This is a genomic window from Floridaenema flaviceps BLCC-F50, assembly GCF_041929275.2.
Classification (GTDB): Bacteria; Cyanobacteriota; Cyanobacteriia; order Cyanobacteriales; family Aerosakkonemataceae; genus Floridanema; species Floridanema flaviceps.
Window position 1 is genome coordinate 211,223 of sequence record NZ_JBHFNR020000002.1, and the last position, 23,030, is coordinate 234,252.

Annotated in this window: 25 protein-coding genes; 11 read left to right on the plus strand and 14 right to left on the minus strand. The window is 40.2% G+C overall.

From position 1 onward, the window contains the following. The first annotated feature begins 145 nt into the window (after positions 1-145). Both ACE1CI_RS20700 and ACE1CI_RS20705 read left to right on the plus strand, forming a co-directional pair. The gene (locus ACE1CI_RS20700) at positions 146-1,669 is read left to right on the plus strand and encodes a SagB/ThcOx family dehydrogenase (protein ID WP_413265460.1); all 1,524 of its coding nucleotides are present in this window, start codon (positions 146-148) and stop codon (positions 1,667-1,669) included. 257 nt (positions 1,670-1,926) lie between these two features. Then, positions 1,927-2,295, plus strand: coding sequence for a response regulator transcription factor (locus ACE1CI_RS20705; protein ID WP_413265459.1), 369 nt, complete (start codon positions 1,927-1,929; stop codon positions 2,293-2,295). Between the two features lie 28 nt (positions 2,296-2,323). On the opposite strand, the gene mnmE is transcribed toward ACE1CI_RS20705, so the two are convergent. Both mnmE and ACE1CI_RS20715 read right to left on the minus strand, forming a co-directional pair. Then, positions 2,324-3,718 carry a tRNA uridine-5-carboxymethylaminomethyl(34) synthesis GTPase MnmE gene (gene mnmE / locus ACE1CI_RS20710; RefSeq protein ID WP_413265458.1) on the minus strand — a complete coding sequence of 465 codons (1,395 nt, stop codon included), beginning with the start codon at positions 3,716-3,718 and terminating at the stop codon, positions 2,324-2,326. Then, on the minus strand, positions 3,718-4,125 hold the full coding sequence (locus ACE1CI_RS20715; RefSeq protein ID WP_413265457.1) for a helix-turn-helix domain-containing protein: 408 nt from the start codon (positions 4,123-4,125) through the stop codon (positions 3,718-3,720). The genes mnmE and ACE1CI_RS20715 overlap by 1 nt, the downstream gene beginning before the upstream one ends. Before the next feature lie 87 nt (positions 4,126-4,212). Between ACE1CI_RS20715 and ACE1CI_RS20720 the strand changes: the two genes are divergently transcribed. Then, the gene (locus ACE1CI_RS20720) at positions 4,213-4,644 is read left to right on the plus strand and encodes a hypothetical protein (RefSeq protein WP_413265456.1); all 432 of its coding nucleotides are present in this window, start codon (positions 4,213-4,215) and stop codon (positions 4,642-4,644) included. Between the two features lie 22 nt (positions 4,645-4,666). On the opposite strand, the gene ACE1CI_RS20725 is transcribed toward ACE1CI_RS20720, so the two are convergent. Both ACE1CI_RS20725 and ACE1CI_RS20730 read right to left on the minus strand, forming a co-directional pair. Then, positions 4,667-6,079: a protein kinase domain-containing protein gene (locus ACE1CI_RS20725; protein WP_496615658.1), complete on the minus strand. Its 1,413-nt coding sequence runs from the start codon at positions 6,077-6,079 to the stop codon at positions 4,667-4,669. A 74-nt stretch (positions 6,080-6,153) separates the two neighbouring features. Then, entirely contained in the window at positions 6,154-6,567 is a 414-nt protein-coding gene (locus tag ACE1CI_RS20730) for a globin family protein (RefSeq protein ID WP_413265454.1), read from the minus strand. A 226-nt stretch (positions 6,568-6,793) separates the two neighbouring features. Between ACE1CI_RS20730 and ACE1CI_RS20735 the strand changes: the two genes are divergently transcribed. Beyond that, the gene (locus ACE1CI_RS20735; RefSeq protein ID WP_413265453.1) at positions 6,794-7,006 is read left to right on the plus strand and encodes a hypothetical protein; all 213 of its coding nucleotides are present in this window, start codon (positions 6,794-6,796) and stop codon (positions 7,004-7,006) included. Positions 7,007-7,169: 163 nt separating this feature from the next. Here ACE1CI_RS20735 and ACE1CI_RS20740 read toward each other — a convergent pair whose 3' ends face one another. From ACE1CI_RS20740 to ACE1CI_RS20770, 7 genes are all read right to left on the minus strand, one after another. Further along, entirely contained in the window at positions 7,170-7,388 is a 219-nt protein-coding gene (locus ACE1CI_RS20740; RefSeq protein WP_413265452.1) for a DUF6887 family protein, read from the minus strand. Further along, positions 7,375-7,563, minus strand: a complete 189-nt coding sequence (locus ACE1CI_RS20745; protein ID WP_413265465.1) for a DUF6888 family protein — start codon at positions 7,561-7,563, stop codon at positions 7,375-7,377. Before ACE1CI_RS20745 ends, ACE1CI_RS20740 begins: the two co-directional genes overlap by 14 nt. Positions 7,564-7,568: 5 nt before the next feature. Then, positions 7,569-7,901, minus strand: coding sequence for a DUF433 domain-containing protein (locus ACE1CI_RS20750; RefSeq protein WP_413265451.1), 333 nt, complete (start codon positions 7,899-7,901; stop codon positions 7,569-7,571). Between the two features lie 123 nt (positions 7,902-8,024). Next, positions 8,025-8,387 (minus strand): DUF5615 family PIN-like protein, encoded by a 363-nt coding sequence (locus tag ACE1CI_RS20755; RefSeq protein WP_413265450.1) that lies wholly within the window; start codon positions 8,385-8,387, stop codon positions 8,025-8,027. A 2-nt stretch (positions 8,388-8,389) separates the two neighbouring features. Then, entirely contained in the window at positions 8,390-8,617 is a 228-nt protein-coding gene (locus tag ACE1CI_RS20760; RefSeq protein ID WP_413265449.1) for a DUF433 domain-containing protein, read from the minus strand. Between the two features lie 52 nt (positions 8,618-8,669). Further along, positions 8,670-9,314, minus strand: a complete 645-nt coding sequence (locus ACE1CI_RS20765) for a hypothetical protein (protein ID WP_413265448.1) — start codon at positions 9,312-9,314, stop codon at positions 8,670-8,672. Between the two features lie 16 nt (positions 9,315-9,330). Continuing rightward, positions 9,331-9,903: a competence protein CoiA family protein gene (locus ACE1CI_RS20770; protein WP_496615659.1), complete on the minus strand. Its 573-nt coding sequence runs from the start codon at positions 9,901-9,903 to the stop codon at positions 9,331-9,333. A 173-nt stretch (positions 9,904-10,076) separates the two neighbouring features. On the opposite strand from ACE1CI_RS20770, the gene ispG reads away from it, so the two are divergent. The 4 genes from ispG (at position 10,077) to ACE1CI_RS20790 (ending at position 15,939) form a co-directional block, all read left to right on the plus strand. Beyond that, complete coding sequence (ispG, locus tag ACE1CI_RS20775) at positions 10,077-11,294, plus strand: (E)-4-hydroxy-3-methylbut-2-enyl-diphosphate synthase (protein WP_413265446.1); 1,218 nt, start codon at positions 10,077-10,079, stop codon at positions 11,292-11,294. Between the two features lie 129 nt (positions 11,295-11,423). Then, complete coding sequence (ctpC, locus tag ACE1CI_RS20780) at positions 11,424-12,722, plus strand: carboxyl-terminal processing protease CtpC (RefSeq protein WP_496615660.1); 1,299 nt, start codon at positions 11,424-11,426, stop codon at positions 12,720-12,722. 411 nt (positions 12,723-13,133) lie between these two features. Continuing rightward, on the plus strand, positions 13,134-15,182 hold the full coding sequence (locus ACE1CI_RS20785) for an elongation factor G (protein ID WP_413265444.1): 2,049 nt from the start codon (positions 13,134-13,136) through the stop codon (positions 15,180-15,182). A gap of 265 nt (positions 15,183-15,447) precedes the next feature. Next, positions 15,448-15,939, plus strand: a complete 492-nt coding sequence (locus ACE1CI_RS20790) for a helix-turn-helix domain-containing protein (protein ID WP_413265443.1) — start codon at positions 15,448-15,450, stop codon at positions 15,937-15,939. Between the two features lie 184 nt (positions 15,940-16,123). On the opposite strand, the gene ACE1CI_RS20795 is transcribed toward ACE1CI_RS20790, so the two are convergent. Both ACE1CI_RS20795 and ACE1CI_RS20800 read right to left on the minus strand, forming a co-directional pair. Continuing rightward, positions 16,124-17,713 carry a mucoidy inhibitor MuiA family protein gene (locus ACE1CI_RS20795; RefSeq protein ID WP_413265442.1) on the minus strand — a complete coding sequence of 530 codons (1,590 nt, stop codon included), beginning with the start codon at positions 17,711-17,713 and terminating at the stop codon, positions 16,124-16,126. A gap of 83 nt (positions 17,714-17,796) precedes the next feature. After that, the gene (locus ACE1CI_RS20800; RefSeq protein ID WP_413265441.1) at positions 17,797-18,765 is read right to left on the minus strand and encodes a M48 family metallopeptidase; all 969 of its coding nucleotides are present in this window, start codon (positions 18,763-18,765) and stop codon (positions 17,797-17,799) included. 497 nt (positions 18,766-19,262) lie between these two features. On the opposite strand from ACE1CI_RS20800, the gene tnpA reads away from it, so the two are divergent. From tnpA to ACE1CI_RS20815, 3 genes are all read left to right on the plus strand, one after another. Then, positions 19,263-19,709 (plus strand): IS200/IS605 family transposase, encoded by a 447-nt coding sequence (gene tnpA, locus ACE1CI_RS20805; protein WP_413265440.1) that lies wholly within the window; start codon positions 19,263-19,265, stop codon positions 19,707-19,709. A 64-nt stretch (positions 19,710-19,773) separates the two neighbouring features. Further along, entirely contained in the window at positions 19,774-20,064 is a 291-nt protein-coding gene (locus ACE1CI_RS20810; protein WP_413265439.1) for a hypothetical protein, read from the plus strand. Further along, complete coding sequence (locus tag ACE1CI_RS20815; RefSeq protein WP_413265438.1) at positions 20,061-20,480, plus strand: type II toxin-antitoxin system VapC family toxin; 420 nt, start codon at positions 20,061-20,063, stop codon at positions 20,478-20,480. Before ACE1CI_RS20810 ends, ACE1CI_RS20815 begins: the two co-directional genes overlap by 4 nt. On the opposite strand, the gene ACE1CI_RS20820 is transcribed toward ACE1CI_RS20815, so the two are convergent. Continuing rightward, positions 20,477-23,017, minus strand: coding sequence for a DUF8810 domain-containing protein (locus ACE1CI_RS20820; protein WP_413265437.1), 2,541 nt, complete (start codon positions 23,015-23,017; stop codon positions 20,477-20,479). The two genes, ACE1CI_RS20815 and ACE1CI_RS20820, sit on opposite strands and share 4 nt — an antisense overlap. Positions 23,018-23,030: the final 13 nt, after the last annotated feature.

The window sequence follows — 23,030 nt, forward strand, 5'->3', positions numbered from 1 at the left end:
GCAAAATGATTTGACATCCGAAAGCTAACATTATAGTTGACATTTTACCTATTTAATGCTTATAGCCTTTGTATCTTTAGAGATAACACTTTTAAGCATCTTAGTGCCAAAATCAAAAGCGAAGCCGAAGAGAAAGAAAACTGGTATGACCACAGGAAAAATTTCGATCGCTCAGCACTACCATGAGCGAACCAAATATGACCCTAAAACCATAGCAACCAAGAGTCAGGGGTTAGATTGGTCACGCCAGCCTACACCTTTCAAAGAATACAGACTGGGCATCTCTTTTGACCTGAAGCCCTATCTTACAGAAAAATCAGAAACAATTACCAACTCCGCAGAAGATATTTGGTGGAGAAGGTTATCGCGCTTGCTATTTTGCAGTTATGGTTTAACCGCTAAAATGTTGACAATCACGGGAGAGCCAGTATATTTAAGAGCGGCTCCTTCTGCGGGTGGTTTGTATCCAGCGGAAGTTTATTTAATATCGCGGGGGACACCATTACTACCCGCAGGATTGTACAATTATCAGCCAAAAACTCATTCATTAATGCAATTTTGGTCAAACCAAGTTTGGACCCAATTGCAAGCTGCGTGCTTTTGGCATCCTGCGTTAAATAATACGCAATTAGCGATCGTCACCACAGCAATATTTTATCGTTCAGCTTGGCGTTACCAAGACCGAGCTTACCGGAGAATTTATTTAGACACGGGACATTTATTAGGCAATCTTGAATTAGCTGGCGCACTGACTGATTATCGTCCACATTTAATTGGTGGATTTAACGATCGCGCACTCAACGAACTACTTTACATTGATTCCGAACAAGAAGGAACAACTACCGTAATTCCTTTAGCAGACTTACTAGATCCCCAACAAAACCTACCCCTAGCAGCAACAGCATTACCCTCGCGAATTGATACAAACTATCCCCAAATTCCTGATGGCGAATTAATCAGATACTTCCATGAAGCGACGGAAATTTCTGCCGAACCGGAAAAAACAGCAGTTATTAATCAGCCATCTTTAGAAGATAAATATAATTTTCCTTTTTGCTTAAAAGTGAGTACCGTTACTGAACCAATAGACTGGGGGGAAAATCAAGAATTACTAGAAAATACAATGTTGCGGCGACGTTCTACCCGTGCTTATAACGGTGCTAACTTAACATTAAATGAACTGAAAGCTTTATTGGATTTCACTTATCAACCCCAAAATTACATCGCCCAAGATTTTGACATAACACCTGATTATTTTGACTTAAGTTTAATTCAAACCTTTATTGCTGTATCAGGCGTAGATGGGTTAGAAGAAGGCTGTTATTATTACGCTCCCAAAGCTCAAGAATTGCGGCAAATTCGCTTTAAAAACTTCCGACAAGAATTGCATTATTTGTGTTTACAACAGGAATTAGGCAGAGATGCTGCAGCAGTACTGTTCCACACAGCTGATTTAAGAACCGCAGTGGCAAAATATGGCGATCGCGTCTACCGCTACCTACACATAGATGCCGGACATTTAGGGCAAAAACTCAATCTCGCCGCAATTCGCCTCAACTTAGGTGTCAGCGGCATCGGCGGCTTCTTCGACGATCAAGTAAACGAAGTCCTGGGCATCCCCACTGATGAAGCAGTCTTGTATATCACTACTTTAGGTCGTCCCAGATAATTGGGGACTAGGGACTAGGGACTAGGGACTAGGGACTAGTCCCTAGTAGAGTTTTGAGTTAAAGATGCCACCCTGCTGTATATCTAACTATTAGCTATCTGTCAACTGGAAATTTGCTTAGATTAGATGAAGTGTGATAATAAGAAGTATAAGGGTAAGGATGTGGTTGATTTGATCTTAAAAAAAGTAATGTTACGCTAGATACACAACACTCTTACCTTTTACGTGCCTGAACTAAACAATTTAGGTAACAATCTATGGCTACAGTTCTAGTTGTGGAAGACAATAAAGCTCAACGAGAAATGATCTCTGAGTTGCTCATCAAAATGGGGCTAAAAGTTAGTGTGGCTAGTGATGGTGTCGAAGCGCTGGAACAAATTGACGGAAATCCTCCCGATCTAGTGGTTTTGGACATCATAATGCCACGAATGAATGGTTACGAGGTTTGCCGTCGTCTCAAAAGTAATACGAAAACACAGAATTTAGTTGTGGTGATGTGTTCGGCGAAGAAAGAGGAGTTCGATCGCTATTGGGGTATGAAAAACGGTGCAGATGCCTACATTGCTAAACCTTTCCATCCGCAAGAATTGGTAGGAACAGTAAGACAATTATTACGGCCTTCTTAATTTGGTAGTTGGTAATGGGATGAATTTACTATTTACCAATACAAAAGCGGCTGAAAATGCGATCGAGTACTGATTCTGTGACTTCCTCTCCAGTAATTTCTCCTAATGCTTGAATTGCTCCGCGCAAGTCAATTGTCCAAAAGTCCAAGGGTAATTGTTCAGCAATAGTAGTTAAGACTTGTTCTAAGGAAGTTTTTGCTCTTGTCAGGGCTGCTGCCTGCCTTTGGTTAACTGCTAAATCTAGATCGGCAGCTTGCACTTTACCAGCATTAATTACTGCTAAAATCGCTGTTTCTAATTCTTCAATTCCTTGGTTATGTGCGGCGGCAGTGTAAACTTGAAATTGAAAATGGGGAATTTCAGCTAAGAGATTTTGCTTTTGATTTTCTGTAATTAAATCGATTTTATTAATTACTAAAATTACCGGACGAGTTTTGACTTGTTGGTAAATTTCTGCTTCTGCTTCTGTCCAACCAATTTGAGCATCTATTGTAAGTAAAATTAAATCAGCTGCTTCTGCTGCACGACGCGATCGCTCAACCCCAATCTTCTCTACAATATCGTTAGTTTCCCTGATTCCCGCAGTGTCTAAAACTTGCACAGGTATTCCGCCAACAACTAATTGAGATTCGACAACATCTCTGGTAGTTCCCGGTAGTTCGGTGACAATGGCGCGATCGCTTCTACTCCAAGCATTTAATAAACTAGATTTTCCCACATTGGGACGACCGACAATTGCCACTTTAATCCCAGTTCGCAACAATTCTCCGCGATCGGCAGTTGCTAAAATTTCTTGCACTTTGGCGGTAACTGCGGCAATTTGTGCGGCAATATTTTCCTCATTTAATGGTGGTAAATCTTCCTCAAAATCGATTCTGGCTTCAATTTCTGCCAAAATATCTAAACAAGTAATTCGTAATTGCCCAATTGGTTCTCTTAACTTTCCTTGTAACCCAGCTAAAGCCGTTTGTGCAGCTTGCGGCGACTTTGCACCGACTAAATCTGCAATACTTTCCGCTTGGGTTAAATCAATTCTGCCATTTAGAAAAGCTCGCAGGGTAAATTCTCCCGGTTGCGCTAAGGAAGCACCTTGTTCAATACACAATTGTAATACTTGTTGCACTGCCATAATTCCCCCGTGACAGTGGAATTCGACAACATCTTCTCGCGTGAAAGAACGAGGCGCTTGCATAATTAAAAGTAGCGCTTCATCAATTAATTGTTGTGTTTGGGGATGGCGAATATAACCATAAAGGATACGATGAGTTTCCCATTTTTGCTTACCGGGTGCATGAAAAAGTTGTTGCGCGATCGCTATTGCTTCCGTTCCCGAAACTCGCACAATTCCCACGCTACCTTGTTGGGGAACAATCGCTGTGGCAATAGCTGCGATCGTCCCACTCGTTGCTAATGTCTGTGACATCACCTTTGTTTTTTGCCTTTGGCACTACCAGAGATTTCTTCCCTCACCAGCATTAAATCGTACAACTCGCCGAGTGTATAAGTCTTTCCCGTATTGGGATTTGGCGGCTCCAAAGCTACCCGCAACGTTTCTAGGGTGTCAGCTTGAATTTTTGTCACAAATCCATTCTCAATACCATTAGCCGTACTAGCAGGTAAGCCGCAAACAGCCTGCAAATCTTGGAGACTCCAGCCTTTTGCTTCTCTAGCATTGCGAAGGATCTCTCCTACAAGCATTACGCCTTCCGAGTTGAATCGATATCTTCCTAAAGTTTGCTGCACTTGACTTTTGCCCACTGTTAATCGCCGCAAAATTACATCATTCATTTGCAATTGTAAGTCACTGTTACTCTTGATTTTTTGCTGCATATCGTATACAATATAAATTAGGTAAAAAGTTTACCCGACTAGGAATTAATCCAACTTTTTCGGTGAAAAAACCAGGGAGAAGGCATCATGTTTCGTTACCATAGCCAGAACAGGAAATACTACCTAAAAGGTCAAAGTTTAATTACTGCTGGTAAAATCAACCCGCTCAAATGGTTAATTTCCAAAGCAGAAGCCGAGAAAGCGCTCAAAGAGTTTGGTGTTCCCATTAAAGAAGTAAAGAAAATCCGCTGTCTCCGACATCAGATATGTATATCTTATTGGAATATCAACGGAAAAATTTGCTGTTCATTTTTCAGTTATCGGATATTTGAACGTTGGTTAAATGCAGTAGAAAACCTGATAGATAGCTGTAAAAACCTCAGTGATTGGGAGGCTTTAGGCGATCGCATCGAATACGAATTGAGCAAATTTTTCTATCCTCCAGCAATGGCAAATCAAATTTGGCACAGTTTAAGAACTCATTGGTATCAATTGCAAACTACCTTAAAAATCGCCTAATAAATTGCCAAGGTTGTATTAATCAAATAGATTTTTCCCTTTCTAATTGCTCTAATAATTCCTCTGCAATATCATACCAACGCTGACGATATTTAGCATCCTCTGGTTTTTCGGTTAAAGCACGTCCTTTTAGTTGCGGATATTTGGCGTAAAATAGGCGATCGACTTGCGGATAAAAATTCTTCACTCCTAAAGCCTTACTGCGCCGCATAATTTCCGCTTGACGCTCCAATTCAGTTTTAGATAAAGTTGCATTATCATTAGGTAAATTAGGTAAATTAGGTAAATTAGGTAAATTAGGAAAAGATATTTTTGTTGGCAAATTTAATAACCCAGCTTGAGCAAAATTCCAAGCCCCAACTCCCACAACTACAACTGCACTTACTTTCAAACTATTGACTAAAAACTTGTCTCCAAACAGCTTTTTAGCAGGTAAATTAACAATAGTTTTGCCTACATTAGCAATAACTTGAGTAACATTACTTTTCCAACTACGCCCGACAAAATTAAGGGTTTGCATTTGGGAAATATGGGGATTACCAGCAGTCACAGGAGGAGGATTAGGATTAACAATAGGCTGAGGATTAGGATTAGTAATAGCTGGTAAAAGCTGCAAAACTTCTCTGGCTGACTGATAGCGATCGCTAGCTCGATAAGCCAAACACTTATCTAAAATTCTCCCCAATTCTGGACTCACACTAATGTATTGTCGCCAACACCAAACAGCTTTAGAATTATCATAAAGTTCCTTTGGTTCTTTACCAGATAGTAACACCAAAACCGTCACCGCCAAAGCATACAAATCACTGCTAGGAAAAGCTTTTCCCTGGCGAATTTGTTCCGGTGGTGCGTAACCTTCCTTACCCAACAAAGTAACTAAAGCTCGTCCAGTCGCCTTAGAAACAGCAGTTGTCGCCGCTTGTTTCACACCCCCAAAATCGATTAAAACTGGCATTTTATCCGCACTACGCAGCATCAAATTTTCCGGTGAAATATCCCGATGTACCACACCTTGAGAGTGAATGTATTCTAACACTGGCAAAATTTGCCGCAGTAATTCAACAACTTCCGCCTCACTCAAACAGCGCTGTTTTAAAACTTGCGCGTAACTCTCACCTTCGATATAATCTTGAACTAAAAATAGCGATTGTTTGCCGTTTAAGTGCGATCGTAATAACTCCCGAAAATTCGGAATTTGGGAATGCTGCAACTTATAAAGGACACTTGCTTCTCGTTCAAATAACTCTTCGGCTTTTTGTAACTCATTAGCACCTTGAATTTGGGGAGCAAATTCTTTCAAAACACAAGGTTCTAGGTAACGGTTAATATCCCTCGCTAAGTAAGTACGTCCAAAGCCGCCTTGTCCCAACTCGCGGACAATTTCATAACGATTTTCTAGCATTGAGCCAACAGTCAGAGGTGAAGAGTTAGACATTCTTACGAGTCAAGAAACACAACAGGGAAGTTTAAGAGATTTTAACTCATCAATTGACAAAAAACACTACTTTGTCAAGCTATTTTCTCTGCACCTTTTAACATTATTTCAGATATCGCTGCAAAAGCTTCTATCCAAGCTTGCTTTACCTCTGCTGTCCACTTTTCTCCCAAGTATAATTCAAAAGTTTTCAATAAAGCAGCGCAGAAATCAGGATAATATTCTTGCAACGCTCCATATTCTACATGACGCGCACCCAGTTGCTTTAAAGCATCATTCACCGTTTCGCTATCGCGAATATTTTCTATAGTTAACATTAAAGCGCGGACTAAGTGCTTGCGTTGTTCGATCATATTTGTCCGCGCAAACAAAGGCTGAATTTGGGGATAATCATGAAACAGGTTGTCATAGAAACTGATGGCGAACTCATCAGTTTGTTCTTTAATCTGTTGGAAAGTTTCTTGTAAAACTTCTACTTGCAAAGCCATTGTTGCTCCTAAGTGTCAATTAGCTAAAAAATGGCTGGTACTGCTCAATCATAATCCGCAAATTTGCCAAATACCAAATATTAGCCCCAATTATGTCTGAAGTTTAAGCCTTTCCTGAGTGCGATCGCAATAATAAGTTTATGTATTACAATTTGTAAAAGAAATTTTCATTTAATCACAGCCTTGTATCGTGGTTAATGAAAAATGGAACTCAAGGAAGGAGAACATGGAAGCTACAACTATCAATTGCGCGGAAGCCTGCGTTAATGGCTGTGTTTTGGGTGACAAATGTCCGAATAAGGAATACGTTGCCTCCGCATCACAGTTTATCAACGATGTCTCGTTAGATAGAATGCACGAAATTGCCGAAGCTGCTTTAAGAAAAAAAATGTCCCAGCCACCCCAATGGGTAATTCCCGATTTTCCCGAATCAAAATAGTTGAAATTTTTGGCGATCGCATTTTACCATTTTACATTTTGGTGGGGAGTTGGGGGGAGGTGTGCGATCGCTAATTCAATTTTAGATTTTCAATTTACCTTAATATTTTCATGATTGCGTTGATTATTTATCAATATTAACTGTAACTGACCAATCATTATGACTATTGGCTACTTTTATTCCTCGCCGCTTCTAACTTTCGACGAATAGCTGCTTGAACCTTCTGATCGAAATCAGGATCATCAGGGCTAGCAATAATTTTCAGTGGACGTTGATTAATTCGATCTAAATAGGCTTGCAAAGCATCTTGATCTTCACGATGCTTAAGAAAATACTGTTTCAACTCATTCTTAGACATTGAATCATAGTTAATTTGGCTCATCAGCAAACTCTCCATTTGGGATAATTTGAAACTCTATTTCCTCGTCATACCCAGCCAATATGTAGACATTACCAGTTCGGTTATCGACGCAAATAAGATGTATGGGCTGAAGCATGGTGTAAGTCAGTTGATAGCAGACGCGATATAAAGTTTCCAACTGTTTAGCAGTAGGCATTCTAGTCACTCACCACACCTAGCTACATTCAGCAATCTATCACGCAATCCCTGCTGGTCAAACCTCGCTTTATTCATTTTACGAATGTCTTGAGCTTGCTGCTGTCGTTGCTGTAAATATGCTTCAACTTCATCTTGATGGTTGAGATAGAAGGCAATAGTCGCATATACATCAGCAAGTTTCAGAGATGGATAACGGTAAACAATTTCTTCTGTAGTCGCTCCTTGTTTGAAAACAGCAACTACAGTGTCCAAGGTTACGCGAGTTTTGCCTACTCGAACTACACCATCAGCAGTAATATGCAGAGGTGCTTTTTCAGCTACAATTGCTAATGTCATAAGCGAAATGGAAATATTTGTCTTTAAATATTAGCAAATAGTTGATACAGGATTGCGATCGCATTTTACCTTTCTTAATTTGGCTCATCAGCAAACTCTCCATTTGTGCAATTAAGGGCACTCTTAATCTACTCGTACTCGTACACGACCAGGTTCAACGATTATCAATTTACCAGGTGATTGAATTACGATTTCATCTTGTTGTAAAAACGATTCTACTAAATTTAAAAGAAATTTAGCAGAACAATCACCCGGTACAGAAATTACCACAATGCCAGCATATTCTGATGGAGGATAATTACGAATATCTGCAAAATCAAAATCCCCTGTTATTAGGCATAATCCTTGACTTTGAGCATATTCAGCGACCTGAGAATCTTCAGCACTTCGCAAACCAATATCACGCATATCAACAGCTTCGTGACCATATTGCCGCAACAAGTTACCTGTTGAACGAGGCATATCCTCATCAATTAAAAATCTCATTTTTAGCCTCTAGCAGGAAGTAAGTGGAATTGCTCTTTTTCGATCAATTCCGCAGCGTAACTCAGAGCAGCTAAAATGTCCGCTTCACTCACTTCATATTCTTGCATCACTTCTTCTTTAGTCATTCCAGATGCCAGTCCGCCAATTATCCGAGTAATCGGAACTCTTGTTCCCTTGATAACTGGTTTGCCATGTTGAATTTTAGGGTTGATGATCACGCGATCGTTCATATCTTTGATTAGGTTTTTGTTTAGATAAGTTTGATTGGGCAAAATTCAGGCATTAAACTGCTGTTTCTGTACGTTTCGACTGCCATTGATGCGCCCTTCTTCTTGCAGCCTCAATGCCACTTTCCGGTAGAAGTTCACAACGTCTGCGCTTAAGTGCTTCCCGGTTTACCACAATCCAAGACTCCTGAGCAGCATACTCCTGTTTATTTATAGCTTTTTTAGCGTTGAGCGATCCAATATGACCTTTTACGGAAGCTTCACCAGACTTTTGCAGTGCCAGCCCTCGCTTAATTTGATCTAGCTTAATACATGGCCAGATCTCTAGACATCGGTTAAGCATTAAATTCTTGGTGTAGTGCAGCCAAGCAGAATTACCAGGAGCCGAGCCACAATCAACTTCATAATAATATTGAATCCCTAATTCAAACTTCCTGACAGAGCTTCCAAAACGATCAACACAAGACTTGATCAACTTATCTAAGATAGCAAGTTCATACTGCCCAATATTTTGCTCAAATCTCTGCCATTTATCATTTTGAATGTAAAGGCAGCAAAAAATATATAGAGTCTCTATAACTTTTGCAGTAGGTTCTCGTTCGCTTAACTCTTTTAACAATCTTAAGTTAGCTATGGATAGATTAGGTGTTAAGTAATGTTGTTCATGGTTTTGCTTGTCGTACCAATAACCTTCACGCAACCTAGAATATACCCAATTAAATTCCCTCTTTACTTCCTTGAGCGTAGGCGGACAATTGCTGGTAATTGAGTATGAGGGCAAATCCAAACTTTGAGTGACACCAATCGATATTGGATTTGGTATTTGCAGCTTTGCCAAGCCACCAAACAACGTCAATTCCTGCATATAAGTAATCCTTGGTTCGTTTTTCAAGTTCTTCAACTGTGATTGAAGCTAGTTGGCACTCGTGAGCAACTATCCGGCCGTTAGGAAACTTTGCTACAACATCCGCAATCCGCCTCACTTCAGGAATAGGAAACTCATATTCTATTTCAGCAAGGCTGTACTCTGGCAGTTCTGCCTTAAGAGTTTTTGCTATTAATTGTTTCCCTGCAAGATGTTCGGCACTTTCTGGATGGCTTTGGTAATCGCTTGTACATTCAGCTTTGTGGGCGAAGTGAGGTTTTTTGATCATCCCCTGCTTAATAATCATCGGACTACCACAAAGCTGACAAACTAAGTCATCTGCCTTCAGTTCGGCACGGGGATTTTTCAATTTTGTAATGTCTACTCGTTCGTTAGTGGTTGCGATTTTGGCAATCAACGGCATGGTCACACCTGTAGTTAGCTTTATGTCAGGATTCTCGCTCTCAATCCGCTCAGCAATATCGTGTCATACTCAACATGAGGAGTAATCTTACTTTAATGCTGATACTTAGCAAAACTGTCCCCTTCTGTGGCAACCTGAAGAACAGAGAGGAACAGCAAAGTAAAGAACAGGTTATGCAAACACTGCCCAATCCCGCTACTTCTACCAGTCAATCAGAATTTGACACCGTAATCAAACGGCGCAAAACTCGTCCGGTGAAAGTCGCTGACGTTACCATTGGCGGGGGCTACCCGGTGGTGGTACAGTCGATGATTAATGAAGACACGATGGATATTGATGGCTCAGTTGCCGCAATTCGTCGCTTGCATGAGATTGGCTGCGAAATTGTGCGCGTTACTGTTCCTAGTGTCGGTCATGCTAAAGCAGTTGGCGAAATTAAGCAAAAACTCCGGGAAACTTACCAAGATGTGCCTTTAGTCGCTGATGTTCACCACAATGGGATGAAAATTGCCCTGGAAGTCGCCAAATATGTGGACAAAGTGCGGATTAATCCGGGATTATATGTGTTTGAAAAACCTAGACCGGATAGAAGCGAATTTACTCAAAGCGAATTTGACGAAATTGGAGATAAAATCCGCGAAACTTTAGAACCTTTGGTGGTTTCTTTGCGCGATCAAGGTAAGGCGATGCGAATCGGGGTTAATCATGGTTCGCTTGCTGAAAGAATGCTGTTTACTTACGGTGATACACCGGAGGGGATGGTAGAATCTGCGATCGAATTCCTTCGCATTTGTGAATCACTCGATTTCCGTAACTTAGTCATTTCCCTGAAAGCTTCTCGCGTACCCGTGATGATTGCTGCTTATCGCCTCATGGCAAAGCGGATGGATGAACTGGGAATGGACTACCCTCTACATTTGGGAGTTACCGAAGCCGGGGATGGGGAATATGGCAGAATCAAGTCTACGGCGGGGATTGCCACACTTTTAGCTGACGGCATTGGTGACACAATTCGGGTTTCCCTCACCGAAGCACCTGAAAAAGAGATTCCTGTCTGCTATAGTATTCTTCAGGCTTTGGGACTTAGGAAAACGATGGTCGAATATGTCGCCTGTCCTTCCTGCGGTCGTACCTTGTTCAACCTCGAAGAAGTGTTGCATAAAGTGCGAGAAGCCACCAAACACCTGACTGGTTTGGACATAGCAGTAATGGGTTGTATTGTCAATGGCCCTGGAGAAATGGCAGATGCCGATTACGGTTATGTAGGAAAACAGCCCGGTTTTATTTCTCTGTATCGTGGCAGAGAAGAGATTAAAAAAGTCCCAGAGACTCAAGGTGTGGAGGAGCTAATAAACTTAATAAAAGCAGACGGTCGTTGGGTCGATCCTTAATCACCGTATGACTTGTCAATATGCCATTCGCAAAATAGTCATAAGCACTGAACTTTTACTTAAAAAGCCTGTGCTAAATTGGGCGTAATTTGCAGAACAGTTTTTTCCCTCCGGCTCAGTAAGAACAGTATGACAATAACTAGAAAAGGTCTCTTTTTAGGTGCGACAGCAGCGGTATTAACCACTGTTGCTGTCACAGGCGCTGGTATTCATCTCTCCAGTCAAGCGTTTTTCAGAGAAAGTCCTAAAGAACTTGTCGATGAAGTTTGGCAGATTGTCGATCGCAATTATGTAGATGGCACTTTTAACCAAGTAGATTGGCAAACCATCCGTAACGAATACCTGAGCCGGACTTACGCTTCACAAGAAGATGCCTACAAAGCAATCCGGGAAATGCTCAAAAAGCTGGACGATCCCTACACCCGGTTTATGGACCCCCAAGAGTTTAAGAGTATGCAAATCGATACCTCTGGGGAATTGACAGGTGTGGGTATCCAGTTAACTCAGGATGAAGATACTAAGAAAATCGTTGTAATTTCTCCCATTGAAGGTACACCAGCTGCTAAAGCTGGGGTGCTTGCCAAAGATGAAATCGTCAAGATTGATGGCAAGAATACTACTGGGATGAGTGTCAACGATGTGGTTAACTTGATTCGAGGCCCTGTAGGTTCAGAAGTGAACCTCACTATTAAGCGGAAGAATCAAGAACAAACCTTTAAACTGAAACGGGAACGGATTGAAATTCACCCAGTACGTTTCAACGCTCGTAAAGATGCACCAGGCGGAGTGGGTTATATTCGTTTGAACCAGTTTAGCGCCAACTCAGCACCAGAAATGCGTGCAGCGATTCAGGCTTTAGAAAAACAAGGCGTTGCTGGTTATATTTTGGATTTACGTTCTAACCCAGGTGGGTTACTCTATTCCAGTATTGATATTGCTCGGATGTGGTTGAAAGAAGGCTCGATCGTCTCTACAGTCGATCGCCAAGGCGAAAGCGAACGGCAAAAAGCCAACCATCGCCAATTAACCGATAAACCATTGGTGATTTTGGTTGATGGTGGATCTGCTAGTGCCAGCGAAATTCTCTCAGGAGCACTGCAAGATAATAATCGCGCCGTTTTGGTAGGGACAAAAACCTTTGGTAAAGGTTTAGTACAATCGGTCAGACCCTTGGGAGATGGATCGGGACTAGCAGTAACTATTGCTAAGTACTTCACCCCCAGCGGTAGAGACATTAATCACGCCGGAATTGCTCCTAACGTGGTGATTGAACTTTCCGACGCGCAAAAGCAACAATTGGTGAAGAACCGCGACGCAATTGGCACCTTGCAAGATCCCCAATATGCCAAAGGAGTGGAAATTTTGCAACAACAAATCGCCAAACGTAACGGAGGATCTCGTCCAGCGACTACTTCTTCGCAGCAATAATTGTGCAGGGGGAGCTCTTGAGCAGGGGGGCAGAGGGGCAGAGGGGCAGAGGGGCAAGAAAATTTCTTAACTCAAAACTTTCCTAGTCCCCAGTCCCTAATCCCCAGTCCCTTTTTTTTATGATTGTAAATATAGAGAAATGTTTTCAAATATTCATATTTGTTCAACCTAAATATAAAGCAAAACTAGCTTTTTGTGACAGTGTGTTAAATAGGGGTTAACCTCAGATGAAATCCGAGGTAACTTCACAGATAGGAGATTTATTTAAGGACAACTGGGCAAAAAAAATTTTAGATTTCCTTTGGATTTTAGTTAGGTCTAAAACCTAAAACTCAACAGAACAATTGCAAACGTTAGTAGATGCGACTGCTATAGGGATCAAGTAAAAGGGCAGTCGTAAAGGAGGATTTTATGAACGAAAAAGTTGTTTCTAACTGCCGGAATGTCGCGATCGTTGGCCCTTATTTAAGCGGTAAAACTAGCTTGCTAGAAAGTTTATTATTCGTTACAGGTGCGATTTCGCGCAAAGGCAGTATCAAAGATAAAAACACAGTGGGAGATAGTTCTGCTGAAGCACGCGATCGCCAAATGAGCGTGGAAGTATCAGTAGCAAACACACAATACGAAGGCATAAACTTTACATTTTTAGATTGTCCAGGTTCCGTAGAATTTGCTCAAGAAACCTGTAACGCTTTAATAGGTGTAGACGCAGCAGTGGTAGTTTGTGAACCAGTGTGCGATCGCGTCCTCACCCTCGCCCCCCTCTTCAAATTCCTCGACGACTGGGAAATTCCTCACCTAGTCTTCATCAACAAAATGGATCGGGCGAACAACAACTTCATGGACGTACTGCACGCCCTAAAAGCTGTTTCTAGTCGTCCTTTAGTTCCGCATCAATATCCGATCGGTCAAGGAGAAAACCTGATCGGTTTTATCGACTTAGTAACAGAACAAGCTTATCATTATCATCCCGGTGCGCCAGCTGACCCCGTACCCTTCCCGGAAGAACTCAAAGAACAGGAACACGCTGCCAGGGCAGAAATGTTAGAAGAGTTGGCTAACTTTGACGATCGCCTACTCGAAGAACTCCTCGAAGAAATTGAACCGCCTCAAGAAGAAATAGTCGCCGACCTGAAAATGGAATTAGGCGCAGACTTAATTGTGCCAGTATTCTTAGGAGTTGCCGAAAAAGACTTTGGCGTGCGACCCTTACTACAAGCCCTATTGCGCGAAGCCCCAGAACCAGACATCATCAAAGAACGGCGCGGTATTTCCCTCAAAGGCGACGTACCCCTAGCCCAAGTATTGAAAACTTACTTCACTCCCCAAGGTGGCAAACTTTCCTTAGTTAGAGTTTGGCAAGGCACTATTACTGATGGTACAACCCTCAACGGCGTGCGTGCAGGTGGTTTATATCGTCTCACAGGACAACAACAAACGGGAGTCCAAGAAGCTAAAGCAGGAGAAATTGTCGCTATTGGCAGGTTAGAGGGCATAAAAACGGGCGATACCCTCTCAACTAACAGCGGACAACCGGAGTCAGAATTACCCAAAGCGGAACAATTGACTCCGGTTTATGCTTTAGCGGTGACTGCGGAAAAACGCAACGATGAAGTAAAAATTAGTACGGCTTTTGCCAAGTTAATTGAAGAAGACCCCTCTTTAGCTTGGGAACAACATGGCGACACCCGCGAAGTCATCCTTTGGGGACAAGGCGATATTCACCTGCAAATAGCCTTAGACCGTCTGCGTCGCAAGTATAACTTGCCAATGGCAACACATTTACCGCAAGTTCCCTACAAAGAAACCATCCGCAAACCTGCTAATTCCGTACATGGACGCTACAAACACCAAAGCGGCGGACATGGACAATTTGGCGATGTTTACTTGGATATTAAACCTTTAAGTCGTGGCGAAGGTTTCAACTTCGATGAAAAAATTGTCGGTGGAGTAGTTCCCCGGCAATATATTCCAGGTGTAGAAACTGGTGTGCGAGAATATTTGGCACATGGGCCATTAGGTTTCCCAGTTGTTGATTTAGCGGTAACGTTAATCAATGGTTCTTATCACACGGTAGATAGTTCGGAACAAGCTTTTAAACAAGCTGCACGTTTAGCAATGCAGGAAGGACTACCTCAGTGTCAACCTGTTTTGTTAGAACCTATTACCGCAATTGACATTTCCACTCCCAAAGATTTTACTTCAAAAGCCATGCAATTGCTCACCGGACGACGGGGACAAGTGTTAGGTTATGAAGCAAAAGATGGCTGGAAAGGTTGGGATAAAATTTCTGCTTATTTGCCACAAGCGGAAATGCGTGACTTTATTATTGAGTTACGCAGTCTGACAATGGGCGTAGGTTTCTTTGATTGGAAATATGACCATTTGCAAGAAGTACCAGATAAAGTTGCCGAAAAAGTTGTGGCAAGTAATGGTAATGGTAACGGTAACAGCAAATAATTTCTAGCCAAGTCCGATATTCATCTGCGTTTTTAAATTCAGAAATATCGGGCTTTACCAAGAAGATTGTACCCCTGGAAACTGGATGTTATGCGATCGGTTTTCAGGGGTTTATGGTGAAAGCTTGTGCTACTTTCCGATAGTAGACCGATCGCCAAACTCTGAAAAGCGGAAAAAGACGGAATCTTACTCACTCTGCTACGCTAGTCGGATTTGGACGGATAAAGTCGGATAAAATAAGCACAGTTCTCTTGCAGCCATACTCATGGACATTAAAGAGGTATTGCAGTTTGTAGATGATGTTGTTTACACCAAGACAGGCAAACATTTAAATGATTTGCAACGTGCAATTATTGAGGGAACGCTGAAGCGACAAAAATATTCTGAAATTGCAGATACCTGTCGTTGTAGTGAAGGTCATGTTAAAGATATGGGTTATGAACTTTTACAACTTTTATCTGATGCTTTTGGTGAACCAGTTGATAAAGGTAATCTTAAATCAGTCCTCGAACGGCAAGGAAATCTAAATATTAGTTTTGGTGATAGTAATATAATTGGTTACATAAATATTTGCTCTGATAAAACTACTACTTCTGATAAAAATCAGCCTCAGACTCCTAACTTTCAGCAATTACAATATCAAACGAAGATGGAAACAGTCAGTAAGTTAAGGCAGTTTGGCTTGAGTGATGAACAAATTGCAGAAGCACTAGGGTTAACTTTGGATGAGGTTAAACAAGTAGATTTAGAGGATTGATGCTGTTAGGGTGAAATGCGATCGCCTAAAATAAAAAAAAGGTGAGGGTAGGGACACGGCATAATTAACATTTGCAACTCCTGCGTTATCTATTGAATGCCGTGTCCCTACAATTTCCCTGAAAAAGGGCAAGGTTTTTGCACTCTGATATTTATAAATTTAAGAACGCCGATAAAATAAAAAACTAAATATCTAAACTTTCCACCGTAATTTCAGTAGAATGCTCAATAGTAAACTGATAATAAACCTCCTGCTTAAATTGCCGTTTTCCCTTGGCTTTTAAATTGAGTAACCATTCTAATTGTCCGATTTCTCCTAGATGAATTTCTGGCTTTGTACTAAGCAACCTAACTTTGACTTTCTCATCGCGACTAACAGGCAATTGGACAATCAATCTCAGCTTAACCTTTTCCGTTTTTAAATTAAGCACTGTCAATTTATAACCATAAGTAGTGCGACGATAGTTACCAATTATTTCGATATTTCGTTCTACTAAATCCTGCTCAATTTTTAAACTTTGGTCAATCCCCAAATTTAATTTAAACTCTTGTTCAGGTGCAATGTTTTCTAATTCAGTAGTGCCAATTAAAGCATTATCAAAAAAGATATTAGCTTTCCCTGGTAAGAAAGTTAAATTTGTACTGTTAGTAACTGTTGCTTCTAAGTAAGCAAAACTCATTTGTCGAGGTATGGCAACATATTCTGTGCGACAAAGTAAATTTTTATGCAAAACAGTAACTCTATGGGGTGTACCATCTGAGATAATATTGTAATTTTTATCGAGGTTAAATGTAACTACACCTGTAGATTTAGTTGTGCGATCGACTAGTTTCTGTAATCGCACTAAATCTTGTTTTTTGGCAGTATCATTCTCTTCTGCTAATAAAGCTTCTAACTCAGCAAAATCATCATTAGTTTGGAGATTTTTCTGCGAACAAGATGGAAGCTTACAACCAGTGATATACCAAGGTTCTAATTTTAATGGTTGAGTAACTAAAGTTGGTTTAGCTGTGGAAAGAGTGAGATTAACATCTGTCCAATCTTCTCCAGTTTTCTGCCTAATTTCTGCTAAACAAGTAAGATTTATTTGCTTTCGATCGCTATTACTTAGTAAATCATAAAATGGTGTCCAATTAACCTGACTGACAAGATAACTAATTTCTAATTCACAATCTTTAGAAAAAGGTGTTTCTAAGGTAATGACAATGTTAACACTGCTGTGAATTTGTTTAGAAACAGGCTGCTGTAATTGTTTTAATTGTTGATTTAATATTTCTAAACGCTTTTCTATTTCTGTGAATTGCTTTTCATTTTCAGAAATGCTTTGGGCATAATTTTGATAAGATTTACCCAGGAAGTCAAGTAATTCTTGAACTTCGTTAAGATTAATTGGTTCAGAAGTTAAATTACTCGTGAATCTGTCTACAGATCTCTCGCTAAAATTTTGAATAAAAAGCTGTTGTAATTGGACTGAGTTTATTTTATCTTCTAGAAAGCGTCTTTGTTCTTCTAATTGGCGAATTTTTCCTAAGAGTTGATTGGTTCTTTGCTGTAATGATTCATTAGCAAATATCCGTTCTGTACGCACTGCCAATAATTGTACTTCTGTGTTACCCAAACATCTTGCAGTTACAGAATCAGTATTAACTGTTAGGGGTAGATTGGCGATCGCAATCTCCTGCTGTCCACCCTTTAAACTAAACTTACCCCGCCTAGTAACTAAAGCTTGGTTATCATAAACAGTTACTTCACAAATTTTACACTCATTTGTCATTTGTCATTCGTCCTTGGTAATAGAATAGTTGGCAAGAGCTAAATTATTATTCCCATTACCAACTACCAACTACCCATTACCCTTTACTGAGGTTTCTTTTTAATGCGATCGATCTCTTTTTGCAACTCCTCTATTTGACGGCGCAAAATTTCCTCTTGACTTGTCGGTGTTTCCGCTTTTACATCAACTGCACCTTCGGCGGCAGATTTTTGATAATTACCGTTACGAATTTGGCGATACTCCTCAGATCCAGACCATTGTTGTAAGTGACTAATGCGTTCGACTAAAAAAGGATGGCTCAAGAATACACCTTGAGCTAGGTTATTATAAAGCAAGAATTTATAAACTTGATTCAGTCCATCTTCATCTAAATTCTGATATCTTTGGGATTGTTGAATAAATTCCGGTAGACTGCATTCATTGCCATATTTGAGGCTACCACCAGCTAATTTCATCATTGACATTAATACGGGATTAAGTTCATCAGTTAGTAATAGTGCTGCGCGATCGGCTGACAATTCCGATCGTCTTTTCCACTCATAAAAAGCATAAATTAAACCACCACTAATCAAATTTCCTAAACCAAAAGTCATTTCGCCAATAAACGAAGCCGTACTAATCGCCCAAAGTGCCATTTGGGTTAAGATAGTATGACCGCATTTAATATGTCCTAACTCATGGGCAATTACCGATTTGATTTCAGCTTCGCTCATCAAATCTAAAAGTGCCGAATTTAGTACAATTGAAGGATGTTCTTGACCTAAAGCATAAGCATTAGCTAAAGGATATTGACTAATAAATATAGCTGGTTCCGGGTAAATATCTAAATCTTTGACACATTCGCGAAACATTTGATAAATGGTAGAATATTGCCTTGGCCCAACTTGAATGCTGTTACCCAGATGATAAACAAATTGGGGACGTTCGTAGAGAAACTCGACAAATTTACTAGCGACAAGATCGAAGCCAGGTAAATTGCGGAGAGTTTGTTCGGCTTCGCGATCGAGCGGATGACGAAATGCTTCACTGGAGATTCCTTTATAAGTTGGCATATTAACAGTTTTGATTTTCTTGGGTAATAGCTATTTATATTATGGTGTGTCTGCGGATGAATCCCCCGTCTGCGAATCAATCCCGCCTGCCTTATCAATTCGCAGGCTAATAGCGAAAGTCCGTTGAAACGGACTGAATCATCTGGGAAAATTTAGTCCGTTTTAACGGAGTTGGGCTATTAGCCTGGAAATTGATTTCCAGGCGAGTCGGATGGATCACCAACGATCTGTGTGTGCGAATCAATCCCCCGGATGCAAATCAATCCCGCCTGCCTTATCAATTCGCAGGCTAATAGCGAAAGTCCGTTGAAACGGACTGAATCATCTGGGGAATTTTAGTCCGTTTTAACGGAGTTGGGCTATTAGCCTGGAAATTGATTTCCAGGCGAGTCTGATGGATAATCAATGATCTGTGTCTGCGGATTTGAGTGTTGCTTGCCCAATATTACCAAAAGGCTATAAAATCATGCCAATGTAAATAAAAAAAAGGGATTTTTATGGCTCTTTGGCGGCTTTATTATCACCTAGTTTGGGCAACAAAAGAACGTCAGCCGCTAATCACTTCAAAAAGAGAGCCTGACCTTTACAATTATATCGTTGGTAAAGCTGATTCACTTCGCTGTATTGTTCATGCTATTGGCGGTACAGAAGACCACATTCATTTAGTAGTTTCTATTCCTCCTAATCTCTCGATCGCAGATTTTGTTCAACAAATCAAAGGTAGCAGTTCCCATCAAATGAATCAGTTTTTAATGGCTTCAGAAGCTAAATTTTCTTGGCAACGTGGCTATGGTATCTTTTCTTTGGGACGTAAGCAATTAAATGAAGCGATCGCTTATGTGAAAAATCAGAAAGAACACCATTTACAAGGAACAATTATTGCTGCTTTAGAACGAGAAACCGATGAAGATGATGGCTCGAAATTAGGCGATAATAATATTTGAGCGATAAACTTACTCACAACTATTTTTTTAGGCTAATCTATCAATATAGCGATCGGAGAATACTATGCAAGCTTACAAACTCAAAGGAAAAGTTGATGATGCAGGTAACTTAGCAGTTACGGAATCTGTTAAAATGCCGCCAGGTGATGTGGAAATCATCGTTTTGCAAACGGTGGCGAAAATTGATAATGCTACAGAGGCAACACTCGAAGTGGAAGCTGAAATACCTAAAAAGAAGGTAGAATACAGAACTAAGGCATTCAGAGACTTGTTAGAAAATGCTCCCCCTGTACCTTCTGATTTTGATCCAGAACAAGCTAAATGGGAATATTTGAAGGAGAAACATAACCTTTGAAAATTTTACTAGATACTAATGTAATTGTAGATATAGCTTTTGAGCGACAGCCTTTCTATGACGACAGCGATCGCATTTTTTCATTCATTGAAGCTGGACAACTAGAAGGCTATGTTTCAGCGTCAACTTTTAGCGACCTTTATTATATTATTCGTAAACAAAGAGGTCGAGATTGGACACTCACTTTTTTAAATAGATTAGCTTCTGTTTGTCAAGTAGCTACTGTGGATCAAGATGCAATTTCAATGGCTTTAACTGCCAATTTTAGAGATTTTGAAGATGCAATTCAATATAGTGTTGCTAGGATAAATCAACTTGATGCCATTGTAACTCGTGATGCAGCAGATTTTCCAGTTTCTACCCCTCGAATTTTAACACCTACACAGTTGATTCAAGAATTAACAAACTCTCCTTAATTAATTCGAGAAATCGGCATTCTTGGCGGCGCAGTTCTCCACATTAAATCAATCTCTTCTTCCGTCAATCCATAAGCTTGATTTACTAAATCAGAAAGACGATGTTCTAAGGTTAACGCTTCTGAGCGACGAATTTGAATCTTTGGTGCATAATCATTGTAAACTTCCCGAATTGCTTTCAGTGCCGTTGGATTTAATCCACCAGATGTTTTGGGTTTGCGTTTCTTAACTTCTGCAATAAATTCATCACAATCAAGACTGGCAAAATCTTCTAGTTTCTGTCCTGGTTTATCAATTTTATACTCTACTTTTAACCAGTCTAAGACATCACGAAAAGCTTCTTGGTTAGCTTTGGTAATTTCAATTAAGCGGCTGACAATGGGTTCTACTTCGTTGCGGATTTCGTCTGTGGGTGGGGCAATAGGCAAGGTTTCAAATAAATATCCCATTGGACTAATAGCACCTGATAGCATTTTTGTGAAAATTCGATGGCTATACCACCAGATAAGCGGAGAATTTAGCCAACCTAGTAAACATAAATCAGTATTTGAAAGAATAAAAGTTTTATCGTTTCCATACGCACCAGAATCATCAAATGCGTATTGTGGCAAAGTTTGAATAACTTGATAAATAACTTTGGGCTTTTCAAACAGCTGCCAGTATTCGGAAGCATACCGACTTAACGCATACCAAGGAAAACGACCTTGTTTTACTTCCGGGCGACTTGATAAAGCATTTTTATGTTTTTCTAGCCAGTATAGAACAGATGGATAGTTATTGATTGGGCAATCCCAACCAACAAAAATCATCCACAAATTTTGCCATTCTGGTGTCCAGCGTTTAATATCTTGACCCCGCAAATAAGGCTTAATAATTTCAGCAGATTTAGAATCAGCTAGAACAAGTTTATTTTTAGTAGCTTCGTCAATCAAAAAAGCTTCATTAAAACCTGTTAAAATACCTCGATAAGGCTTCATAGTTTTATTCAAATCAAATATGCTTCTTTGACCACCTCGTAAAACAGCCAAAGCCTCATTTACTCGTTCATATTGCCGTGATAAATAATCAAAAGCAGCGATTAAAAACGCCCCAGAACCACAAGCAGGATCGATAACTCGCGTTTTTTTCAAAACTTCATCTCGGTAAGTTTCCCAAAACTTAATTTCTGTTTCTCTTTGTTTCTTAGTAGCGCGTTGGGGAATTTGTTCTAATTGAAAATGTTGCCGGATTTCCTGTTCTTTACGATTCAGATATCCACCGAGAGCAACTTCTACAATATACTGAGTAACAAATGCTGGAGTATAAAAAACTCCCTGTGTTTTCCGTTTACCTTTTTTCTGATTATACTCCTGTCCAGCTGCCTCAGCTTTCAGTTCTTCCAAATCGGTAACTGATTGCTCAAAAATATGCCCTAAAATATCTACAGAAACATCTGTTTCAAAATCAAATCTAGTTAATTGTTTCAATTGAGAACAAAGTAAATCAGTAACACTTAATTGTTCATCAAGTATTTCGTCATGCTGAAATAAACCGCCGTTATAACCAGGAATAGGCGGGTGTTCATTTCCTTTGTCAACCCAACGAAATACACTTTTATAATTCTCCCAAATCGATCGAGGATTATAAATATCTTTGTGATCGTGAGCATTACTTAAGGTTTTGCTGGGTAATAAACCCCGACTTTCGCAAAAAGCAATAAATAGAACTCTGTCTAAGGTTTTTTGCGCTTTCTCAATTAATAAACTATCTCGTTCGGGTAAATCTTTCGCCCCAGTAAACCGAAAATGTTTAACAATATTTAGCCGAACAGCTTTGTATTCTTCGTAGAGTTTTTTAGTAATCTCCTCTTTCGCTTCATTTGACTTTATCAACAGTTCATCAATTACCGAAATTGTCTGTTTGTCCTGCTGATTCGGCAAAAAATTATTCCGACAAAGGAGAAAATAAAATCTTTTGAATGCTTCTATTTCTGCTAGTTCAGTAAGGAGAAATTTTTCATAATAGGCAGGAGTTTTGTTTGTTTGATATAACCTTAACTCTCGATAATTAGATACTATAATCCAGCGACATTCAGGAGTATAATTAGCATAGCGCCAACCTTGTTCGACAGGTGTTTCTTTACGTCCTGGTGTCGGTCTATCAAGGTCAATTCTCGCTGCTTTTAATTCAATTGGCGCAACTACTTTCCCTTGTAATTTTACTTTACCTTGCTTTTTCTCACTTGCTGTAAAAAAGCCGATCGCACCATCCGCAGAACCACCACCATCTGATATAGTTAACTCCGAATGAATTTCCCAAGCTTTACCGCCACCTTGAATAATCGAACAATAACCTAATACTTCTTGGAATATATCATTAAGAAAACTGCCATGCAACGAAACTTCTTTAACTTCCTCAAGTGTGCCTTTTTCTAATGCAGTAATCCATTGTTTAATTTTCTGGTGGCGTGTCTCAAAATCTGCGGGAAAGCTAAAATTACGCAGTGCTGTATTAAAAGTTTTGCCGTGAAAAAGCCGATATGCAGCAGAGTCAGTCATAATATTTCTGTAA